Consider the following 18614-nt stretch of genomic DNA (forward strand, 5'->3'; position numbering starts at 1 on the left):
ATGTGCGGTTTCTGTTTTCTCCGCTGACCGCCGACTACTCCAGATTTTCCGAAGCTTTATCATAAGCGACAATAATTTTTTGTACCAAGGAATGACGAACCACATCTTGCTCGCCGAAAATAACAAATCCGATTTCTTTGATACCATCCAGAATCATTCGAGCTTCCACCAGACCGGACTTTTTACCGCGAGGTAAATCAATCTGTGTAACATCACCTGTAATGACCATTTTGGAACCAAATCCTAAACGGGTTAAAAACATTTTCATCTGTTCGGCTGTACTATTCTGTGCTTCATCCAAAATAATAAAAGCATCATCTAATGTACGTCCACGCATATAAGCAAGCGGAGCGATCTCGATCAGACCACGCTCTAGCGCTTTGGCTGTCTGCTCAGGTCCCATAACATCATATAGGGCATCATATAACGGACGCAGATAAGGATCTACCTTTTCCTGTAGATCGCCGGGTAGAAACCCTAGACTTTCCCCTGCTTCAACCGCAGGACGAGTCAGAATGATTCGTTTGGCTTTGCCTTCTTTGAGCGCTGCAACCGCTAAAACTACAGCTAGATACGTTTTACCTGTACCTGCTGGTCCAATCCCGAATACAATATCTAGCTTTTTGATTGTTGATACATAGTGTTTCTGACCAATCGTTTTGACACGAATTGGTTTTCCACGATACGTCTGTGTAATTTCACCTTTATATAAGTCAAGCAGTTGGTCTGCTCGAAGCTCTTTGGCAAGTTCTATTGCATATAAAATATCACGTTCTGTAAGTACATAGCCATTGCGAACTAATTGTAATAATACTTCGAAAAGCTGAGTCATCTGTTCTACTGCTTGTGCAGGACCATGAATCGAAATCTCTGCTTCACGACTACCAATTTTGGCTTCCGTTTCGCGTTCAATTAATTTTAGAAAACTGTCCTGTGGTCCAAACAGTGACAATCCTTCTTCTGCATTAAGCAGTGGAATTCTGGTGCTTTGCGTTTGCTCTAACAAATAGCCTCAATCTCCTCATTAATAAAATAATATAAAACTGCTGTGTGCATTTATACTATAAAACTTGAGTGCAATATCTTTACCCTAAACTTTACCATTGTATGGTTTGTCATGCAAAATTTTTTGCACATTATTTATCATTACCATACATCGGTCAAGATAGAAACAAAACGAAGATAGATTAGAAAGAAACCGATCTCCATATAGAGATCGGCTGATACCTTACTATTTCTTGTCTACTGCATATTTATGATGATTATAAGGACGTTTAGCACGTGGTTCACCTAAGATTTCTGCCCAAATCACGCCTTTACGAAGTTCATCCGACCCGATTGCATTTTTAGAAGTCGATGCGGAATCTAATTCTTCGATAACTACTCGACTTCCTGCGTTCAAATGCATTGAGCGTGCTTGAATATCTTTATGCATAGCATCTAAACGTTTCTCCACTTCACTACGATTAGCAGTGACCGGCTTCGGTATTTGAGGCTCTTGCATAGATGAAGCCGATCTAGTCGCAGAATCTTCATATCCTGGAGCATTTTCAGACGTATCTGACTCATCGTAACGTTGCTGAGCCTCATGATACCGTCGCTGTGCATCATCTAACGGTCCGGGTTCAGCAGATGTGCGTTCAGGTTCATTGAACCATCTTTTTTTGTGATCACCATTTCCACCAAACGTCGGCATCCCAGAAGGTTGCCCGCCTGATTTCTTTTTTGCTGAACGCGTTTTGACAAAAGAAAAGATAGCAAAAGCAATAATGGCGACAAAATATAAATTACCCATAAGGAAATCAAGCATCAATTATCGCACACCTTTATTTATTTGACTTGTTATCTGAACTACCATCGAAATCTTCTGATTTACCAAGTGAGCCTCTCATTTGAGTATCTGCTTCGATATTTTTGAGGTTCATGTAATCCATTACACCCATTTGTCCTTTACGAAGAGCTTCTGCCATCGCAAGCGGTACATCGGACTCGGATTGAACAACACGCGCTCTCATCTCAACAACACGTGCTTTCATTTCTTGTTCTTGAGCTACAGCCATTGCACGTCTTTCTTCTGCTTTAGCTTGAGCAATACGTTTGTCCGCTTCTGCTTGTTCTGTCTGTAGCATTGCACCAATATTTTTACCAACATCTACATCCGCAATATCGATCGATAGAATTTCAAAAGCAGTTCCTGCATCTAGCCCTTTTTGCAATACTGTACGAGAAATCATATCTGGATTTTCTAAGACTTGTTTGTGAGAATCACTAGAACCTACAGTTGTAACGATACCTTCACCAACACGAGCAATAATCGTTTCTTCCCCTGCACCACCAACCAAGCGTTCGATATTCGCACGTACGGTTACACGAGCTTTAACTTTTACTTCGATACCGTTACGAGCCATAGCAGCGACAACAGGCGTCTCGATTACTTTAGGGTTAACACTCATCTGTACAGCTTGTAGTACATCACGACCTGCAAGGTCAATGGCTGCTGCACGTTCAAATTCCAACGGAATCTCTGCACGTTGTGCTGCAATTAGTGCATTCACGACACGGTCTACATTACCACCTGCTAGATAATGACTTTCCAATTGGTTCATATCAAGTCCCAGACCTGCTTTGTGCGCTTTGATCTGTGGATTCACAATACGTGAAGGTGTTACACGACGAAGACGCATCGCTACAAGTGTAATAATACTTACACGTACGCCAGAAGCGACAGCCGAGATCCAAAGCATAACCGGGAAGAAACTGAAAAATACACTTAAAATAATAATAGCGACAACAACGATAAAGAGAATACTTAATACGCTTGTACTCATTATTCACATCACACTCCAATTTTTATAGTTCAATCTGTGTTACCTGACTTGCCCATTGCCTGTATTCTTGGATTCAATGAATCGGTTATACGGCTAAATATGTAAACGTACATGACCCCTTTTGTCTACATATGTGTATATGAATCCATAATGAAGACGAAGCAATATCATTTTAAAATGATCAAGGTATGAATAGAAAATGAAACGGTTTATCCATACCTTACCTATGGAATAACTTCTATATTTGAAATTATTCTTTCAATAATTGTGCGTGCAGAGCAGATTCTTCTGTTATTTCTTCGACAATAATACGACTGCCATCCACTTGCTTGACTCGAATCGGACGATCACTCGCAATAAAGTTACCCTGTGTAACGACATCGATTCGTTCATCGCCGATCAGTACTGTACCTGACGGACGAAGAGGCGTTACACTTATTCCTTCTTTGCCCAAAAATTGTTCTCTCGTTAAGCGAGACATAAAGCTTTGCTCTGAAGAAAGTTGTTCTTTGAGAATAAATCGATTCCAGACGCCACGTTCTTTGAGCAAAATAGCAATCAGTGTGACGACTACAGCAGCGGCAGCAAATGCGATACCTAAAGATAACAAAGCATCGCTTGTATCATATGCGGCTTTCACTACCCCTGTAATCAGACTGGCTGATCCTAAAATACCCAATATACCAAAGCTTGGAATAAACAACTCCAGCACCAGTAAAATAAGTCCTCCTAAAAACAGTAACCATGTGGTAGATCCTGAGAAACCAGCTGCATAACTACCGAAGAAGTACAATGCAAAAGCAACAATACCGACGATACCTGGTATACCAAATCCCGGTATAATAATCTCCATGGCTATTCCGACCATTCCAATAAATAGAAGCAATGTAGTTACAATCGGATTAGTCAGCACCCGTGCGATATTTTCGCCAGCACTTGGTTGTACTTTCACTATATCTTCAGGTGAATGCCCTAATTCAGTTACAACCGCATTGGTAGAAGAAAGAATCTGGTCTGCAAATCCTACTTTCAATGCTTCATTACTAGAAAGAGAAATAATCTGTCCTTTTGTTTTGGTCTGATTAATCTCTGGCATAGATACTACCATGTTCACATCTGTCATACCGTCAGCGATATCTGCGTTACGATTATGAAGCTGTGCGGCAGCTCTCATTTCACTTTTCCAATAAGCGACCTGTTTGGGATTATCAATCGGATTGCCTTTACCATCTACAATAGCAGCAGCACCAATTGTACTTCCAGGTTGCATAAAAATCTTATCTGCATTCAAAGCAATATAACTTCCTGCTGATGCAGCTTTGTCTTGTACAAAAACAGCTACAGGTACACTGCTATTACGTACCATCGCTCCAATATCACCAGCCGCTTGAAGTTCTCCGCCCGGCGTATTCATTTCAAGTACAATCCACGATGCTTTCGCTTGCTTCGCTTCTTCAAATCCTCTTACCAAAAACTTTTGTAATCCGCTTTCAATTTGACGGTCAATAGGAATCACGTAGACGGCACCATCATTATTGCTAGTAGCGGGTGCAGATGCAGCACTAGCAGATTGTGGATAAATCCCTGCCACGATAAGCATCGCCATCAGTGAACCTAACAATAATAAACTTAGCTGACGCTTGATACGGCCAATCTGGTCAAGCGATGAGTTCATTCGATCTTAGCCCCTTTCAGTTCAGATGTGTTTTGTTTAATACAGCAATAATACTGATATTAAACAATATACATATAAGCATGGTAAAAGGTAGTCTATATATAATACGTAAACATCATGGTTACGTTTCAATTATATTCCTTTTTGATAAAATAAGCATAGAAAAAAGCACCCCACTTTATAGAAAAATGAGGTGCTTTCACATATGTTTATTGCAGAAATTGTTGAACCGTTTGATTCACAACTTTTCCGTCTGCGCGACCTTTTACTTTAGGCATCAGGGCGCTCATCAGTTTTCCCATATCGGCTTTTGAAGAAGCACCGGTTTCCTGGATGGTCTGCTTTACAAGAACTTTAATTTCTTCTTCAGACAGCTGTGTGGGAAGATACTCGGAAATAATCTCAATCTCCGCTTTAAGGTTGCTTGTCAGGTCATCACGACCTGCTTTTTCAAATTCTTGGAGGGCATCTTTGCGCTGTTTGATCTCACGACTAAGAATATCAAGCACTTCAGTGTCGTCCAAGTCTCTTTTCAAATCTATTTCGAGATTTTTAATCGTTGAACGAACCATGCGAATAGTCGACAATTTGAATTTCGCCTTGTCTCTCATTGCTTGCTTCATATCTTCGTTTAATCGTTCGCTAAGATTCATAACGGGTAAATCCTCCTAAAACTTTCTTTTACGAGCAGCCTCAGATTTTTTCTTACGCTTAACGCTCGGCTTTTCATAATGTTTGCGTTTTTTCACCTCAGCCAGAACGCCATCTTTAGCGATGGAGCGTTTGAAGCGACGAAGTGCTGCATCAATTGTTTCGTTTTTGCGAACTTTCGTTTCAGACACTAGTTTTCCCTCCCTCCGACCAGACCGTCCAAGAACAATAACACGGTTTATCAACTTTCATTATAGGTGAAAGTTGAATGAAGTGTCAATATGATTGGCTAGTTTTGCCTGCAATTTTTTAATGTTCTATTATATACCCGTTTTAGACTGTATTGGAACATCTTTTTTTATTATTCTTTTACACGTTATTTTGACTTATGCGTGAGAGCTCGAAATGCCTGTCAGGGCGCCAAGATTGGCTCCACCTAACAAATGATAATGAAGATGTTGTACCGCTTGTCCGCTATCCGGTCCACAGTTATTGATCAGACGATATCCACTTTGATCTACGCCCAATTCTTTGGCTAATTGTATCGCTACGCCATGAATATGACCGATAACTGGCAAATCTTCTTGAGATACTTCATTCATCGAGTCGATATGTTTTTTGGGAATAAGCAATACATGAACAGGGGCAGCAGGTGTAATATCGTGAAAAGCTAGTATCTGATCATCTTCGTATACTTTTTGTGAAGGAATCGTTCCTGCAACAATTTTACAAAATAAACAATCGTCTTTAACCATAATCTTCAAACACTCCTTCAATTCTTTTTGTGTATTTTGTTTCCTATGGGCATACATTCAAATCTACATGCGTTCAAGGACTACTTTGGAGCCACTTCCTGCTTGCTCCGCAGGTACAATCACTAATTTACGAGGCAATCGCATCCGTAATTCAGGAACATGGCTAATAATACCCACCGATAGTTGATCGTTATGAAGCTTCTCCAGTGAAGTCACCACTGTATCCAAAAGTTCGGGATCAAGCGTACCAAATCCTTCATCCAGGAAAAAGAACTGAAGTGGATACTGACCGCGCAACTGAATCTGAGCCGATAAAGCTAAGGCTAATGATAACGAAGTTAAAAACGTTTCTCCACCAGACAAAGAAGATACCGGGCGACGAATCCCCCCATTGCCATTATCACAGATTACAAATCCTCCACCAGAATCAACTTCCAATGAATAACGTTGTTTGGTCAAAAAGCGTAATCGCTCAGAAGCGGCTAGACTGACCTGCATTAATTGTTCTTCTGCAATATATTCGACAAAAGCATTACCACGCATACTGGCTTGTAATTTGGATAAATGCTTAGCCTCTTGCGCTAAAGTGACTCGTTTGTCTTCTAGCTCACGCCAGCGTACATGACGCTCTTGAAGGTCTTCACGATCACGAGTGGCTTTGGCTCGTTGTTCTAATGCCATCTCATCTGCTTGACGAGCTTCTGTATATTGCTGTTGTATCTGTGCCCATTCTTCTTCACTCAGACTCTGTCCGTTTAACTTGTTCTGTACTTCTCGCAAATGAACAGATAATTCATGTTGTTGATCACGATGCTGTTGAATCTGATGACGATACAACTGAATCTGATCTTCTGCCATCCGTGATTGACTGACACTTTGTTCATTATCAAAAGGAGAGACTTGTAATGCTTGTTGCCACTTCTCTGCATGCTGATCGACCTGTTGTTGTAACGATTGTGCTGATTGCACAGCCAATTCAACTTGATGTGTTGCTGTCTGCTGATGTTGTAGCGCCTTACGCCACAAGTCTGCGGTCTGCTCTGCTTGCTGTCGTAATTGTTGTTGTTGCTGTTGTGTCTCGGTAAGTAACTGCTCCGCAGATTGATCGCCGATCCACTGTGTAAGACGATTTTTCTTTTCTTGTAAAAGTCGTTGATTCCCTTCTTGACGGGTCTGATCTTGAATACGTTGCTTATCCAATGTATTGATCTGTTCTGTACCGTGCTTGATGGCTTGTTCACGCTCTTCGATATACGGAACACTTTTATCCAATCCTTCACGGATCTTCTCTGCTTGTTCATCCATGTGTGCTAGAGCTTCAAATCGCTCACATGCCGACTGTTCCGTTAGATGTGGTAAAGTCTGTTGCCACTGTTGTAAAAGTTGCTCTAACGTCTGTGTAGCGGCTTGGAGACGAGTATTGGATTGTTCTGTCAGGCGAGCAGATGATTGTTGCTCAGATTGAGCTGTAACTTTACGCCCTGACCATTCTCGTTCATTTTGACGCCATTGTCTTAATTGTTGTTGTAATTCTCTAGTCTGTTGCTCTAAATTCTGATTATGAGCTTGTACATCTAACCATTGTGCTTGCAGTTCTTGCTCCGATAAAGGAGCCGCTTGATCAGAAGAAGCAGGTAATGAAGCTGAATCTTTTATCTGCCAATCCCATTCTTGCATATGACTGTCTAGCTCTATTTGACGACCACGAACATGTTGCTGTACAACTTGAAGATTTTGTTTCATTTGTTTGAGCGCTTGAGTCTGCTTAGTTGTTGTATCCGCTACCGATTGATGATCCGTTAGTCCTTTATGTTCGATGTCATGAGCAGGTTGAGGATGATGAGTAGATCCACATACTGCACAAGGTTGACCTTCTTGTAGTTCTACTGCTAACAGACTTGCCAGACGATTCGATTCTGCTTCTCTGGATTGTTGTGCATACTGTTCTTCCAGTTGTTCAGCAGATTGGTGTGCTTGCTGTAGTACATGTTCAAGTTGTTGATGCTCTTGATACAACGCAAAAACATGTTGTTGTAATTGCTGTTCTTGCTCAGATCGAGTGGCTTCTTGCTCAATTAATTGTTGCCATACTTGATTCGCCTGTTGTGCTGACCGAGTATAACCATCATATTCGGTTTGTTGTTCTTGTAGACGGGTTCTAGCTGTATTCAGAGCAGACAATTGTTGCTGGGCTTCTTGTAATTCACGCCGATCCTGACTGCGAACTTCACAAGCTTTGAGTTGCTTATTCAGTTCTTCTTGACGCTGTCTTGCCTTATCCAAAAGCATCTGTTCACGTTGTACTTGATGAGATGCTTCTTCCCATTGTTTTTGTATATTTTCCAATTGCTGATGAATCTGCTGTTGATCTTGTTCTAATGCTACACATTCCTTTTGCAATTGTAGTGCTTGTTGTAGTTGTTCGATCCGTGTCATTAATTGCGGTTCTTGCTCGGTTAATTGTTGTTTGGCTTTTTGTTCACGCTCTACAGCTGTCGCTACTGCAATCTCTGCTTGTTGTAAATCTTGCTGTAATGTAGTTACACGTTGTTGTTCTTGTATGGCTTTGGCTTCATGAGTACGCCATGTATCTAATAATGGTAATAAGTTCTGCGCAGATAACGCTTGTTCAATCTGCTGTTCTTTGTGGGCAACCTCAGCTTCGTGTTGTTGTAATTGAGTTAGACGTTGCTGTAACTCAGCTTGTTCTCGTTGATATTCTCTAATCTTGCTCCATTGTTCGGTACGAGCAGTAATATCAACCAGTTCTTGACGACGTTGTTCCGCTTCTTGAATCGCTTTTTCTAAGCGCTCTATTGCTGTTTGTAGCGCTTCTGCTGAGGCTTCGCCCAGACCTGTCTGTTCGGCGTACAGTTTGCCTAGTACGTTGTCTGTTTCTTTCACACGCTGGCTAAGCTTCTGCATTAAGCGGTCACCGTATCGTTCCAGATGGAAAAGACGTTGCAACATCTGTCTACGGTCACTACCTTTAAGAGATAAAAATTCAGCAAATTTACCTTGTGGTAATACGACTGCGCGTGTAAAATCATCCATTTTCAGCCCGATATAATCTTCTACACAACGTGTGACTTCTGCTAATTTATCAGCAACCACAACATCGCCATCTGCACGCATTTCGATAAAACGGCTCATCGCATTACTTACTGTATGATCGCCCGTACGTTTAAACCGACGTTCGACTCGATACCGTTGCGCCCCTTCAGCAGATAACAATTCAAAAGAGAACGATACAAATAACGAATCTTCCGAATGATTCATGATCCCCTGTGTACCGTTGTAAGCTCGTTCCACCTTGCCATACAAAGCAAGTGTAATAGCATCAAGAACAGTTGATTTCCCACTCCCTGTAGGTCCAAAAATACCAAATAGCCCTGTTTCACACAATGCTTCAAAATCGATTTCTTGTTGTTCACGATAACTTTGTAAACCGGATAATTTGAGTGTGATTGGCTTCATGATGATTGTTCCTCCCCGGTTTCTTCTTCATCGATCAGTTCCAAAAACAGCTCAACTAATCGATCTTCGGGCACGGCTCCACCTGTCTGGCGTGCATAAAACGTACGGAACAATTCATGGACAGGCAATTGAGCACGTTCTGCAAAAGATTGCTGTGCTTCTGTTTCTGGATATACAGGACGAATATTGACAATGCCACTATAAGCTTTGCGAATCGATTGAATATCAGACATCGACAAAGCTTCTAACAATGAAATTTCCAGATCGATAAAAGCATTGCGATCTCTGCCTTCCTCTAACCATTGATGGACTTCAGTCAGACCGCCTTTCGCTTTCCAGCGCACTAAAGGACGACCACAAGTTAAAAAGATTTCTTCTATCTGTGGAATACCACCGGGTACAACATCGAGCATCGTGACAGATTTGGCTTGCCCTGCTTCAGAAAAACTATAAGCTAGCGGAGAACCACTATACCGAATCATTCCTTCTCCTTTGACTGCTTGAGCACGGTGTAGATGACCTAGCGCTGTATATTGAGCTCCTGTATATAATGCAGAAGGATCAACTGTATACGCACCACCTACTTGAATAGGGCGCTCTGAATCCGATTCGACTCCTCCAAGAGCATAGATATGGCTCATAGCTAGATTGATCGTATCCGAACGGAAGTCAGTCGCTAATTGTCGCATTAACATGCCTACACGTTCACTATAGGCACGACGTATTAAATCTTCATCATGTTCCTCGGTTAATAATTCATTCAGTCTAGCTTCGGATGGATAAGGTAATGCTGCCACTATAGCTGTCTCTGAAGTACGAGGTACAGAAATAGTTAAAGCCTGTGCAGCAGGTGTACCTAATAAATAAATACCTCGCCCTTGAACCAATGGTGTCGCTGACGCAATACGATCAGGTTGATCATGATTCCCTGCGATAACAGCCAGTGGACGACCATTAGCTGTTAATCTAGCGGCGGCTTCATAAAATAATTGTTCTGCTACAGCAGGTGGATTCACAGAATCATAGACATCGCCTGCCATCAGAATAAGATCGGCTTGTTGATCATCTGCAATCTGAACCAATTCATCGACAAAAGCGATTTGTTCATCGAGACGACTTCTGCCTTCTAATGTTCGACCAAAATGCCAGTCAGCTGTATGTAAAATACGCATAGCTTTCTCCTTTTTAAGTGATGCTAGAATTGGGGTGTATATCGAATCAAAGGAAGTTTGTCATCTCATAGACTAGCTTCAAAATGCCATTAGTCTTATGGACAACAAACCACCTTTTTTGGTTTACCATTTCAGATTGATGAATGAAAAAGAGTTAGGTTATTTAGTATGTTAATCCTGTTTAGATTTCTATCGCTTCGTTAATGTCGAAGAAATACAACCATAATTGATCGACTTTCCAATGCAAAGAATCTTGAATCGCTTGCGCATACAGCTGAAGTTGAATACGATAACGATCTTTCAGCACTTCTATCCCTCCATGGGTATCTACTACACGATCGGTTTTGTAATCGACAATGATCCATCGATTATCAATCTGGAAAATGCAATCGACTATTCCCTGTGACAATATCTTATCACCGGCATCATTGATCGGAATACCATAACTAAAGGCTAATTCTCGTCTGATCTCTGTAGCTTGCAACATTTGTTGACCGAGCGGTGTTGCGAAAAAAGCAACGATCTCATTCGCATGTACGCTATCCGCTTGATCCTGACGTAGAATTTGGCGCTGAACCAGATCTGCTTTGGTCTGTTCAACTATCTTGACATCTACATATCCCTGATCTAAAGGCACTCGCTGCATGACAGTATGATATGCGGTTCCACGTTCTGCTCCGCTTAGACCACGTTGTTCCATAAATTTAGGACGTTGCAATTTGAGTGTACTTCCATCTGCTTGGTGATCGATAGCACCAGACAAAGTAGCTGATTGCTGAGAAGATACATCTGTTTGCAATCTATTCGATACAGGCTCAGCTGAAGAGGTCTGATCCTCTGTCTGATTTTCCAGCAGTATACCTGCCCGCTGTAAAATAGTGCTCATCAAAAATGGATTAGCCCCTTTGACTTGTGGCACATCTGTTATGGATTGATCTTGATGCTGATCAGTATAACGTCCAATCATAACCCGTTGATCCAGAGATTCATGGATACCGTCTACAGCTGGAGATTCTTCTGAAACCAATTGTCGCTTGATTTCACTAATCGTTGTTTTGGCAGCAATATGAGTCGATAATTCATATGGGTACTGCCATGACAGTCTTTGTTCGACTTCTTTCGCGTTCACAGACGTATCAATATCTTCAACAGCGAGATCATGATTATTTTCAAAATCAGTCACAGGCTGTACCTGTTCCCCATCTGCAATCTGTTGCAAAGCAATCCACTTGGGATCATGTTCGCGCAAAGCTGTTATCGATTGCTCGGTATCTTCTGTTTTCGATTGTAATTGACGACTATCCAGAATGGTAATACTCCACGGTGTTGGATCATCTGCCAAGCAAGCTGAATAAGGCCCTGCCGCAATTTCGTTACGCTCACGGAATACAGAAGCCGCACGATGACGCATTAATGCTGGACCTACCCAATCAAGATACGTCCGACTTTTGGCTAATACATAATCAGGCAGTTGCAAATGATCAGAGTTCTGAACTTGACTCCATGCCGAGATTTTTTTGTCGATATCTTTGACTGTTCCGATCATAATCAGTTTGTCCCGAGGACGAGTTAATGCTACATAGAGGACACGCATTTCTTCTGCTAATAACTCTGTCGCTGTACGACGACGAATCGCCAAATTCGGTAATGTAGGATAACTCACACGTGTATCTTCATCTACAAATTTAGGGCCGAATCCTAATTCTTTATGCATCAAAAAAGAAGTATTTAAATCTTGCATATTGAACATTTTGGACATACCTGCTAGAAACACAACTGGAAACTCTAGACCTTTACTTTTATGAATAGTCATAATTCGAATCGCATTTTCTTGACCATCGACCGAAGCTGTAGCTCCTAGATCACCATCTGTATCTTGCAGACGGCGAATAAAACGCATAAACCGAAATAGTCCTCGTGAAGATGTAGACACTTCAAATCGGCGAGCACGATCATATAGTATTCGTAAATGATGTTGACGTTGTAATCCTCCCGGTAAACCAGCTAACCAGTCGAGATAACCTGTATCCCGGTAAATACGCCAGATCAGATCACCTAGCTCACCTTCTCGTGCTGCTAGTCGCCACTGATTCAATTGCTTAAGAAAATGAAGTAACTTGTAACTCCATTCTTCCGGTTGTTCTTGCATATGTTCAGCCGCTAACATCATAGCTTGATAATACGAAGTGTCTTTGCCAAATAAACGAATGGTCGCCAATTGATCTTCATTCAAACCAACAATCGGTGAACGCAGTACAGAAGCCAGTGGGATATCTTGTTGGGGATTATCAATTACAGCTAACAAAGATAGAATAATCTTTACTTCCACTGCTTCAAAAAATCCTTGATTCAATTCGCTATATGCAGGGATACCTTCACGTTGCAATTCCTCTAATATGAGTGGTGCCCATGCTGCGGTTGATCGTAGCAAAATAACCATATCGCGATATTCAGCCGGACGTAACCCATCGACCGATTTATCATAAATCATCAATGGTATGCCATCAGGCTCTACCATTTCACGTACTCGTACAGCAATCGCTTGTGCTTCTAAGCGAGCAGATTCCATTTCCGAGACTTCGCTATTGCCATATCCCTCACTATCATTACTGTCATCTGCATTGTTGTAGTCAGAACTTGCTCCACTTCCTGCACGATCAATAATCCAGCATTCTGGTGCATAGGCAGTTTCGTCACCCGGTGGATAAGTTGCACCGGCTACTAATTCTGCTCGCTCATCGTATTCGATTTCTGCTACTGTTTTATTCATAATCTGTCTAAAAATCATATTAACAGCATCGACAACTTGATGACGGCTACGGAAGTTACGAGAAAGATCGATTCGTCGTCCTTCTCCTTCCCAATCGTCTTGATACTTCTCATATTTATCTAAAAACAGCCCCGGTTCTGCCAGACGAAAACGATAAATACTTTGCTTCACATCACCAACCATAAAGCGATTCCCTACCGTATCTCGTGAAATGAGCTGTACTAATTCTTCCTGTACAGAGTTAGTATCTTGATATTCATCGAGCATCACTTGATCAAATCGTTCACGATATTCCAAAGCAACTTGTGAAGGAATCACATGCTCAGGTGTAGAATCGGCATGACGTAATATATGAAGAGCGTAATGTTCTAGATCGGCAAAATCGACCCATCCTTTACGCTGTTTCTCCTGTTGATACTTTTGACTAAAACGAATCACTAATTCTGTTAATTCTTTCATCAATGGAAATGTTTCACGTAATTCTTGAGCAAACTCATCAGGAGTTCTACCGAAAAATAAATTTTTGATCTCAGCTAACGATTTTTTCGCATTTTCACGCAATTGTTTAACGGTTTCTTGTAATTGAGGATCGATTCCCTCTTTGCGTACTGCTTTTAATTTACCGAAAGCCGCGCTTTGGAAAACGGTATACAATTGCTCCCACGGCTGAACAGTCATTGCAGATTGAAGAGTATGAATCACTTCCAGATCATCTCGTAGACTATCTGCATAAGCTACAGGTCCACCCGGTAATAATGCTGTATCTATCGCTTGATGTAGCACCGCTTGAATACCTTCTAATGTCAAAGCAATATCAGTCATAATATTCTGTACCCATGACGTATTTTGCAATGAAGACCCCTCGGTTACATCGAATTCAGCCGCTGTTCGCTCTAACCAGTATTCAGGCCATGGATGACTACGTGCAAAATGATAAAGGCGCTCTACCAAAACCAAAGCGGCATCATCACTTCGCTCTCCACCGAACCAGTTCATTAAGCGGTAAAATTGCTTATTATCACGCTCTTCTTCTTCAGTATACTTTTCTTCAAATAGTTCAGTTAACAATTCTTCCCGCAAAATATCACATTCATTAGCAGTCGCTATCCGAAATCCCGGATCTAACGGAATCATCGAATAATAACGTTGAATAATTTCTAAACAAAAAGAATGTAGCGTCGTGATCGATGCTTGGCTTAACAAAGCCAATTGTTGACGCAAATGATCATCTTCCGGGCGACGCAATACTTCTTTGTCCAGAGCAGCACGTATACGTTGTCTCATTTCAGTTGCGGCTGCTTTGGTAAAGGTAGCCACTAACATCCGATCCACATCCATTGGATGAATAGGGTCGGTTACTTGACGAATAATACGCTCCACAAGAACAGCTGTTTTACCCGAACCTGCCGCTGCTGCAACCAGCATATTGCCACCGTCCAGAGAGATCGCTTTCCACTGATCATCGGTCCATGTACTCTGTTCGGGCTTAGGCATTTCATTTCTAACAGGCAATGGTTGATCATGGTCTGCGAATAAATGATCTAGTGATTCATTATTGTCGTTATCATTGTTATGGATCATGAAGGTGAATCTCCTTTCTGGTAGTCATGACGGTTTTGTAAAAGTTCCCATGTCTCGTTTTTGCCCGGTTTTTGTAGTAATTTATATTGATTATCTTTTAACGTTTCATCGAATTGGCAGACCGATTTGTAATCACAGTAATCACATGCTTTTTCTTGTTCTATACGATAAGGTGTAATCTGTGTTGTACCATCTGTGATCTGCGTCCCAATTTCTTGAGCCGTCTGACGCACATTACGAAGCAATTCTTGCCACTGCTCTCCTGTGGCTACTGCTGAACTGCTGTAAAATCCTCCATCTGCTTTGACAGCTACAGGAAGAATCGCAGAATATCCTTTATCCAGTTCTGTATCCATTTTGCCAATCACATCACGGTCTGCAAGAAGTAATCCTTTCATTTTGAAACGCTTGAGCATTTCTTGTTCGGATTGTTGCATACTTAGCCCGTTCCCTGCTTGTAGCATCGGATTATGCACATGGAAATAAAGAGCACCTGCTGGTTGTGCCGATTGACCTAATTGTTGTTCTGCATGAGTTAGCAATACATCCAGATACGTCAGCATTTGCAAAGCAAGTCCGTAATAGACTTCATGCAATTTGAGATCGGTTTGACTGGATTTGTAATCGATAATCCGTAGCAATAATGTATCATCACCTTCAGCAACATCCACCCGATCAATTCGTCCTACAATCTCCATCGTACATCCATTTTCAAGGGTAAAACGAAGCGGTGGCCATTGTCCATTCGGTCCAAATGCCAGCTCTAAATAAAGTGGCTCAAAATCTCCACGGCGTGCTTGCTCTCCCAACATAATCGAAGCACGACTCACAATCTCACGCAATTTACGTGAAATATAATTGTATCGTTTGGAACTGGAAAGAATCTGTCCTTGCAGACGTGGGATATGCTTATCTACAGCTTCATAAGCGATCTCTACACACTCTTCACGAGTCAATTCTCCCCATGCCCGCCCTTGCTCTTTCAGTGTAGTGGCAAGGTCGGTTAAGGAAGCATGGAATAACTGCCCAATATCAGGTGCTTTCAACCGATACTCTTGGCGTTCTCGCAATCGTAATCCACGGGAAGCAAAGTGAGCGAAAGGACAAGAAACAAACTGCTCCATGCCTGATACACTGGTACGTAACGTCTGCCCGTATAAATGCCGACTGGTTTCCGTTTCTAATAATTCGCCTGTATTTCTATAAAATAAAGATTGAACTAACATACTGATCTGCGGTCGCCATGCTTCACGTGCTGTATACCAATTCAATACATGCCACCATGAATCTGCAATCGTTGTTCCACGACTCCATTCCCGTAACTGTGCTATTACATGCGGTAACGTTGTAGTTGGTGTAGTCACATATCGCAAAGATTCTATATCATTAGATTGAGCAGATAATGGAGTAGTAGCAACTTGTTCTTGTAAAAAAGGAAATAATTTATGCACATTCGTAATCACTTCAGAAGGCAAAAGTCCTTTATCTTCATCATCTGTTAACGCATAACTAAGCCATAATTTGGAACTGGCTACCGTTAACGCATGATAGATCAAAAATTGCTCATTTAACAAAAGACGCTTATTCCCTGGAGACAGCTCTAAGCCACCTTCCAACATATTGGTTCGTTCTGGTTCACTCAAAATACCACTGTCTGGAAATAGTGAAGGCACAATCCCTTCATTCATGCCCAAAACGAATGCATATTTGATATCCATCGGACGAGTACGATCCATAGAACCGATCAATACCTGATCAATAGCTGGAGGCACAATCCCTAGGCGGATGCCGCTTAATCCTGTTTCCAGTAAGCCTGCAAAAGTTCCCAGATCTATAGCATCTTCTGCCATAATATCCACCATCTGATCCAGTAAATCGATAATTTCTCCATAGATCTGTATATGTTCACGCGCACGTAATGGATTGCCTTGCGCCGTGGCTGTTGTACTCATATGTTCCAAATGCATCGCAATCTGACAATCTTCCAGTAGCTGATACAGAGCGATACACATTTCTTTGGCATGTTTTGCTTTTTTGATTCGTTTTTCAAATCGGTACAATGGTTCCACTACTAACTGACGTGCTTGTTGCATGCGTTGTCCTTCAGCTAATTCACGTTCGCTAATTTCTTTAACTTCATCCCCCGCTTCGAGTGAAAGGCTAGGAATACCTTTCCACGGATGTCCATCTGTCCAACGTGATCCATGAATCCCAGAAGCCAACACCACATTTTCCAAACGATCAATATCTTCTGTAGTGACACGTCCATCATCTGGAAGTAATAGCCCTGTCTTGATACAGCGGAATACATCTTCATACCGCCAAAAATATTGCACAATATCCAGTGCTGAACGTATAAATTCTGCTAAAGGATGTTGTAAAATGCTACGTTTCTGATCGAGAAAATAGGGAATTTCATAGTCTTGTAGTAGTGGTGCAATAATATGTTCATAATCTGCTAATTGACGTACAAAAACGCCCATCTCTTGCCAGCGTGCACCTTCTTCACGAGCCAAACGAATCATTTCGCGAAGCGCACTCTCCACTTCTGAACGACGATCAGGAGCAGCATACGTATGAATATCTTGACGTTCATTTACCTGCTTCACATACGGAGCTTGTTGCCAGCGATGAGAAGAACGATACGCATTTTCTAAATGAGCTAACTGCGGACTAGATTGAAACCGAACTGGAATATCCGTAGGATTCTCTGAAAGATTCTCAACATCTATCGTAAAAGACTCATCAATAGCGTTAGCATACTGCTTTAATTTGATATAGATAGTAGCTGTCTGGTGAAAAAGCTCCAATTCATGAGGGGGTTCACCATCATAAGGACGATCTAATGTTAAAGCAATCGTCACTGAATTGGCTTTTTGCAATAATGCTGCAATCACACCATATTCTTGTGGGGTAAAGCTATGAAATCCATCGATCCAAATATCAATATTATGAAGAACCTGTGATTCTGGAATCGCTAAAGCAAGATCAGTTAGTGTATTTTCTCCATCTACATATAATCCTTGCAAATTCTCTTCAAAATCTTGATAAATTCGTTGTAGATCATGTAATTTATCGATTAACAAAGGAGAACGAGCTGATGTTGATAATCGTTCACTATATTCAGTTAATTGCTCTAACGTAATTGTGTGACGCTTAAATTCATTATATAATTCGCTTAATTTACCGATAAACCCGAACTGATCACTAGACGTACCAAACATCCGTAATTGCGATTGATGTCGCTGAATAAGTCGATAAAGAAGCATTTTTTTACCTTCTTCACCAATCGGTGTTTTGGCACTTCCACCTACATCTTGTAGCACCCAATTCGCTAGACGGCGAAAACCATACGTTTGTACACGTACATTTCCTTTGGATTGATGAGAACGAACAAGTGCATATTGGGCTTGAAAAGAACCCTGTTCAGGAACCAGTAGCAATATAGGCGGTCCATCAGGTTGTTGTGTAATTTGATCAATAATTCGCTTAGTAATTGTGGTCGTTTTGCCACTTCCAGAGCGACCTAATAAAAAATGCAATAGCATATGAGTTCACCCTTATTTATTATAGTATAGTCTTCACGATGCATAAAAATTGTTCTATTAGAGCGGTGCAATCGATGTTGACGTCGCAAAAACTCCTTTTTGTAGAACGCCGCACCTGGAAACTGCTAACCCGATAAGTAGCGAATATGTGTTCTAT

Annotated in this window: 11 protein-coding genes; all 11 read right to left on the reverse strand. The window is 41.4% G+C overall.

What is annotated here, in order from left to right; translation table 11 throughout:
• Positions 1 to 34 precede the first annotated feature (34 nt).
• Complete coding sequence (locus PTI45_RS22495; protein WP_069329833.1) at positions 35 to 1006, reverse strand: PhoH family protein; 972 nt, start codon at positions 1004 to 1006, stop codon at positions 35 to 37.
• A 225-nt stretch (positions 1007 to 1231) separates the two neighbouring features.
• Entirely contained in the window at positions 1232 to 1795 is a 564-nt protein-coding gene (locus PTI45_RS22500) for a hypothetical protein (protein WP_139129316.1), read from the reverse strand.
• Positions 1796 to 1826: 31 nt separating this feature from the next.
• Positions 1827 to 2828 (reverse strand): flotillin-like protein FloA, encoded by a 1002-nt coding sequence (floA, locus tag PTI45_RS22505; RefSeq protein ID WP_069329835.1) that lies wholly within the window; start codon positions 2826 to 2828, stop codon positions 1827 to 1829.
• A 250-nt stretch (positions 2829 to 3078) separates the two neighbouring features.
• Positions 3079 to 4503 (reverse strand): NfeD family protein, encoded by a 1425-nt coding sequence (locus PTI45_RS22510; RefSeq protein ID WP_069329836.1) that lies wholly within the window; start codon positions 4501 to 4503, stop codon positions 3079 to 3081.
• 209 nt (positions 4504 to 4712) lie between these two features.
• Entirely contained in the window at positions 4713 to 5156 is a 444-nt protein-coding gene (locus PTI45_RS22515) for a GatB/YqeY domain-containing protein (RefSeq protein WP_069329837.1), read from the reverse strand.
• Between the two features lie 15 nt (positions 5157 to 5171).
• On the reverse strand, positions 5172 to 5345 hold the full coding sequence (gene rpsU / locus PTI45_RS22520; protein ID WP_005547957.1) for a 30S ribosomal protein S21: 174 nt from the start codon (positions 5343 to 5345) through the stop codon (positions 5172 to 5174).
• A gap of 195 nt (positions 5346 to 5540) precedes the next feature.
• Positions 5541 to 5909, reverse strand: coding sequence for a histidine triad nucleotide-binding protein (locus PTI45_RS22525; RefSeq protein WP_069329838.1), 369 nt, complete (start codon positions 5907 to 5909; stop codon positions 5541 to 5543).
• A gap of 63 nt (positions 5910 to 5972) precedes the next feature.
• On the reverse strand, positions 5973 to 9386 hold the full coding sequence (locus tag PTI45_RS22530) for an AAA family ATPase (protein WP_069329839.1): 3414 nt from the start codon (positions 9384 to 9386) through the stop codon (positions 5973 to 5975).
• A complete protein-coding gene (locus PTI45_RS22535) occupies positions 9383 to 10558 on the reverse strand; it encodes an exonuclease SbcCD subunit D (RefSeq protein ID WP_069329840.1) in 1176 nt (391 codons plus the stop codon). The genes PTI45_RS22530 and PTI45_RS22535 overlap by 4 nt, the downstream gene beginning before the upstream one ends.
• Positions 10559 to 10739: 181 nt before the next feature.
• A complete protein-coding gene (gene addA / locus PTI45_RS22540; protein WP_083243691.1) occupies positions 10740 to 14909 on the reverse strand; it encodes a helicase-exonuclease AddAB subunit AddA in 4170 nt (1389 codons plus the stop codon).
• Positions 14906 to 18457 (reverse strand): helicase-exonuclease AddAB subunit AddB, encoded by a 3552-nt coding sequence (gene addB, locus PTI45_RS22545; protein WP_069329841.1) that lies wholly within the window; start codon positions 18455 to 18457, stop codon positions 14906 to 14908. Before addB ends, addA begins: the two co-directional genes overlap by 4 nt.
• Between the last annotated feature and the right edge of the window lie 157 nt (positions 18458 to 18614).

Origin of the sequence: Paenibacillus nuruki (genome assembly GCF_001721045.1) — a bacterium.
Classification (GTDB): Bacteria; Bacillota; Bacilli; order Paenibacillales; family Paenibacillaceae; genus Saccharibacillus; species Saccharibacillus nuruki.

What these genes read in the sequence shown, in the direction of transcription:
- floA (WP_069329835.1), bottom strand. Translation starts at nt 2,828, where the DNA reads ATGAGTACAAGCGTATTAAGTATTCTCTTTATCGTTGTTGTCGCTATT.
- PTI45_RS22510 (WP_069329836.1), bottom strand. Translation starts at nt 4,503, where the DNA reads ATGAACTCATCGCTTGACCAGATTGGCCGTATCAAGCGTCAGCTAAGT.
- addB (WP_069329841.1), bottom strand. Translation starts at nt 18,457, where the DNA reads ATGCTATTGCATTTTTTATTAGGTCGCTCTGGAAGTGGCAAAACGACC.
- PTI45_RS22500 (WP_139129316.1), bottom strand. Translation starts at nt 1,795, where the DNA reads ATGGGTAATTTATATTTTGTCGCCATTATTGCTTTTGCTATCTTTTCT.
- PTI45_RS22525 (WP_069329838.1), bottom strand. Translation starts at nt 5,909, where the DNA reads ATGGTTAAAGACGATTGTTTATTTTGTAAAATTGTTGCAGGAACGATT.
- PTI45_RS22535 (WP_069329840.1), bottom strand. Translation starts at nt 10,558, where the DNA reads ATGCGTATTTTACATACAGCTGACTGGCATTTTGGTCGAACATTAGAA.
- addA (WP_083243691.1), bottom strand. Translation starts at nt 14,909, where the DNA reads ATGATCCATAACAATGATAACGACAATAATGAATCACTAGATCATTTA.
- PTI45_RS22530 (WP_069329839.1), bottom strand. Translation starts at nt 9,386, where the DNA reads ATGAAGCCAATCACACTCAAATTATCCGGTTTACAAAGTTATCGTGAA.
- PTI45_RS22515 (WP_069329837.1), bottom strand. Translation starts at nt 5,156, where the DNA reads ATGAATCTTAGCGAACGATTAAACGAAGATATGAAGCAAGCAATGAGA.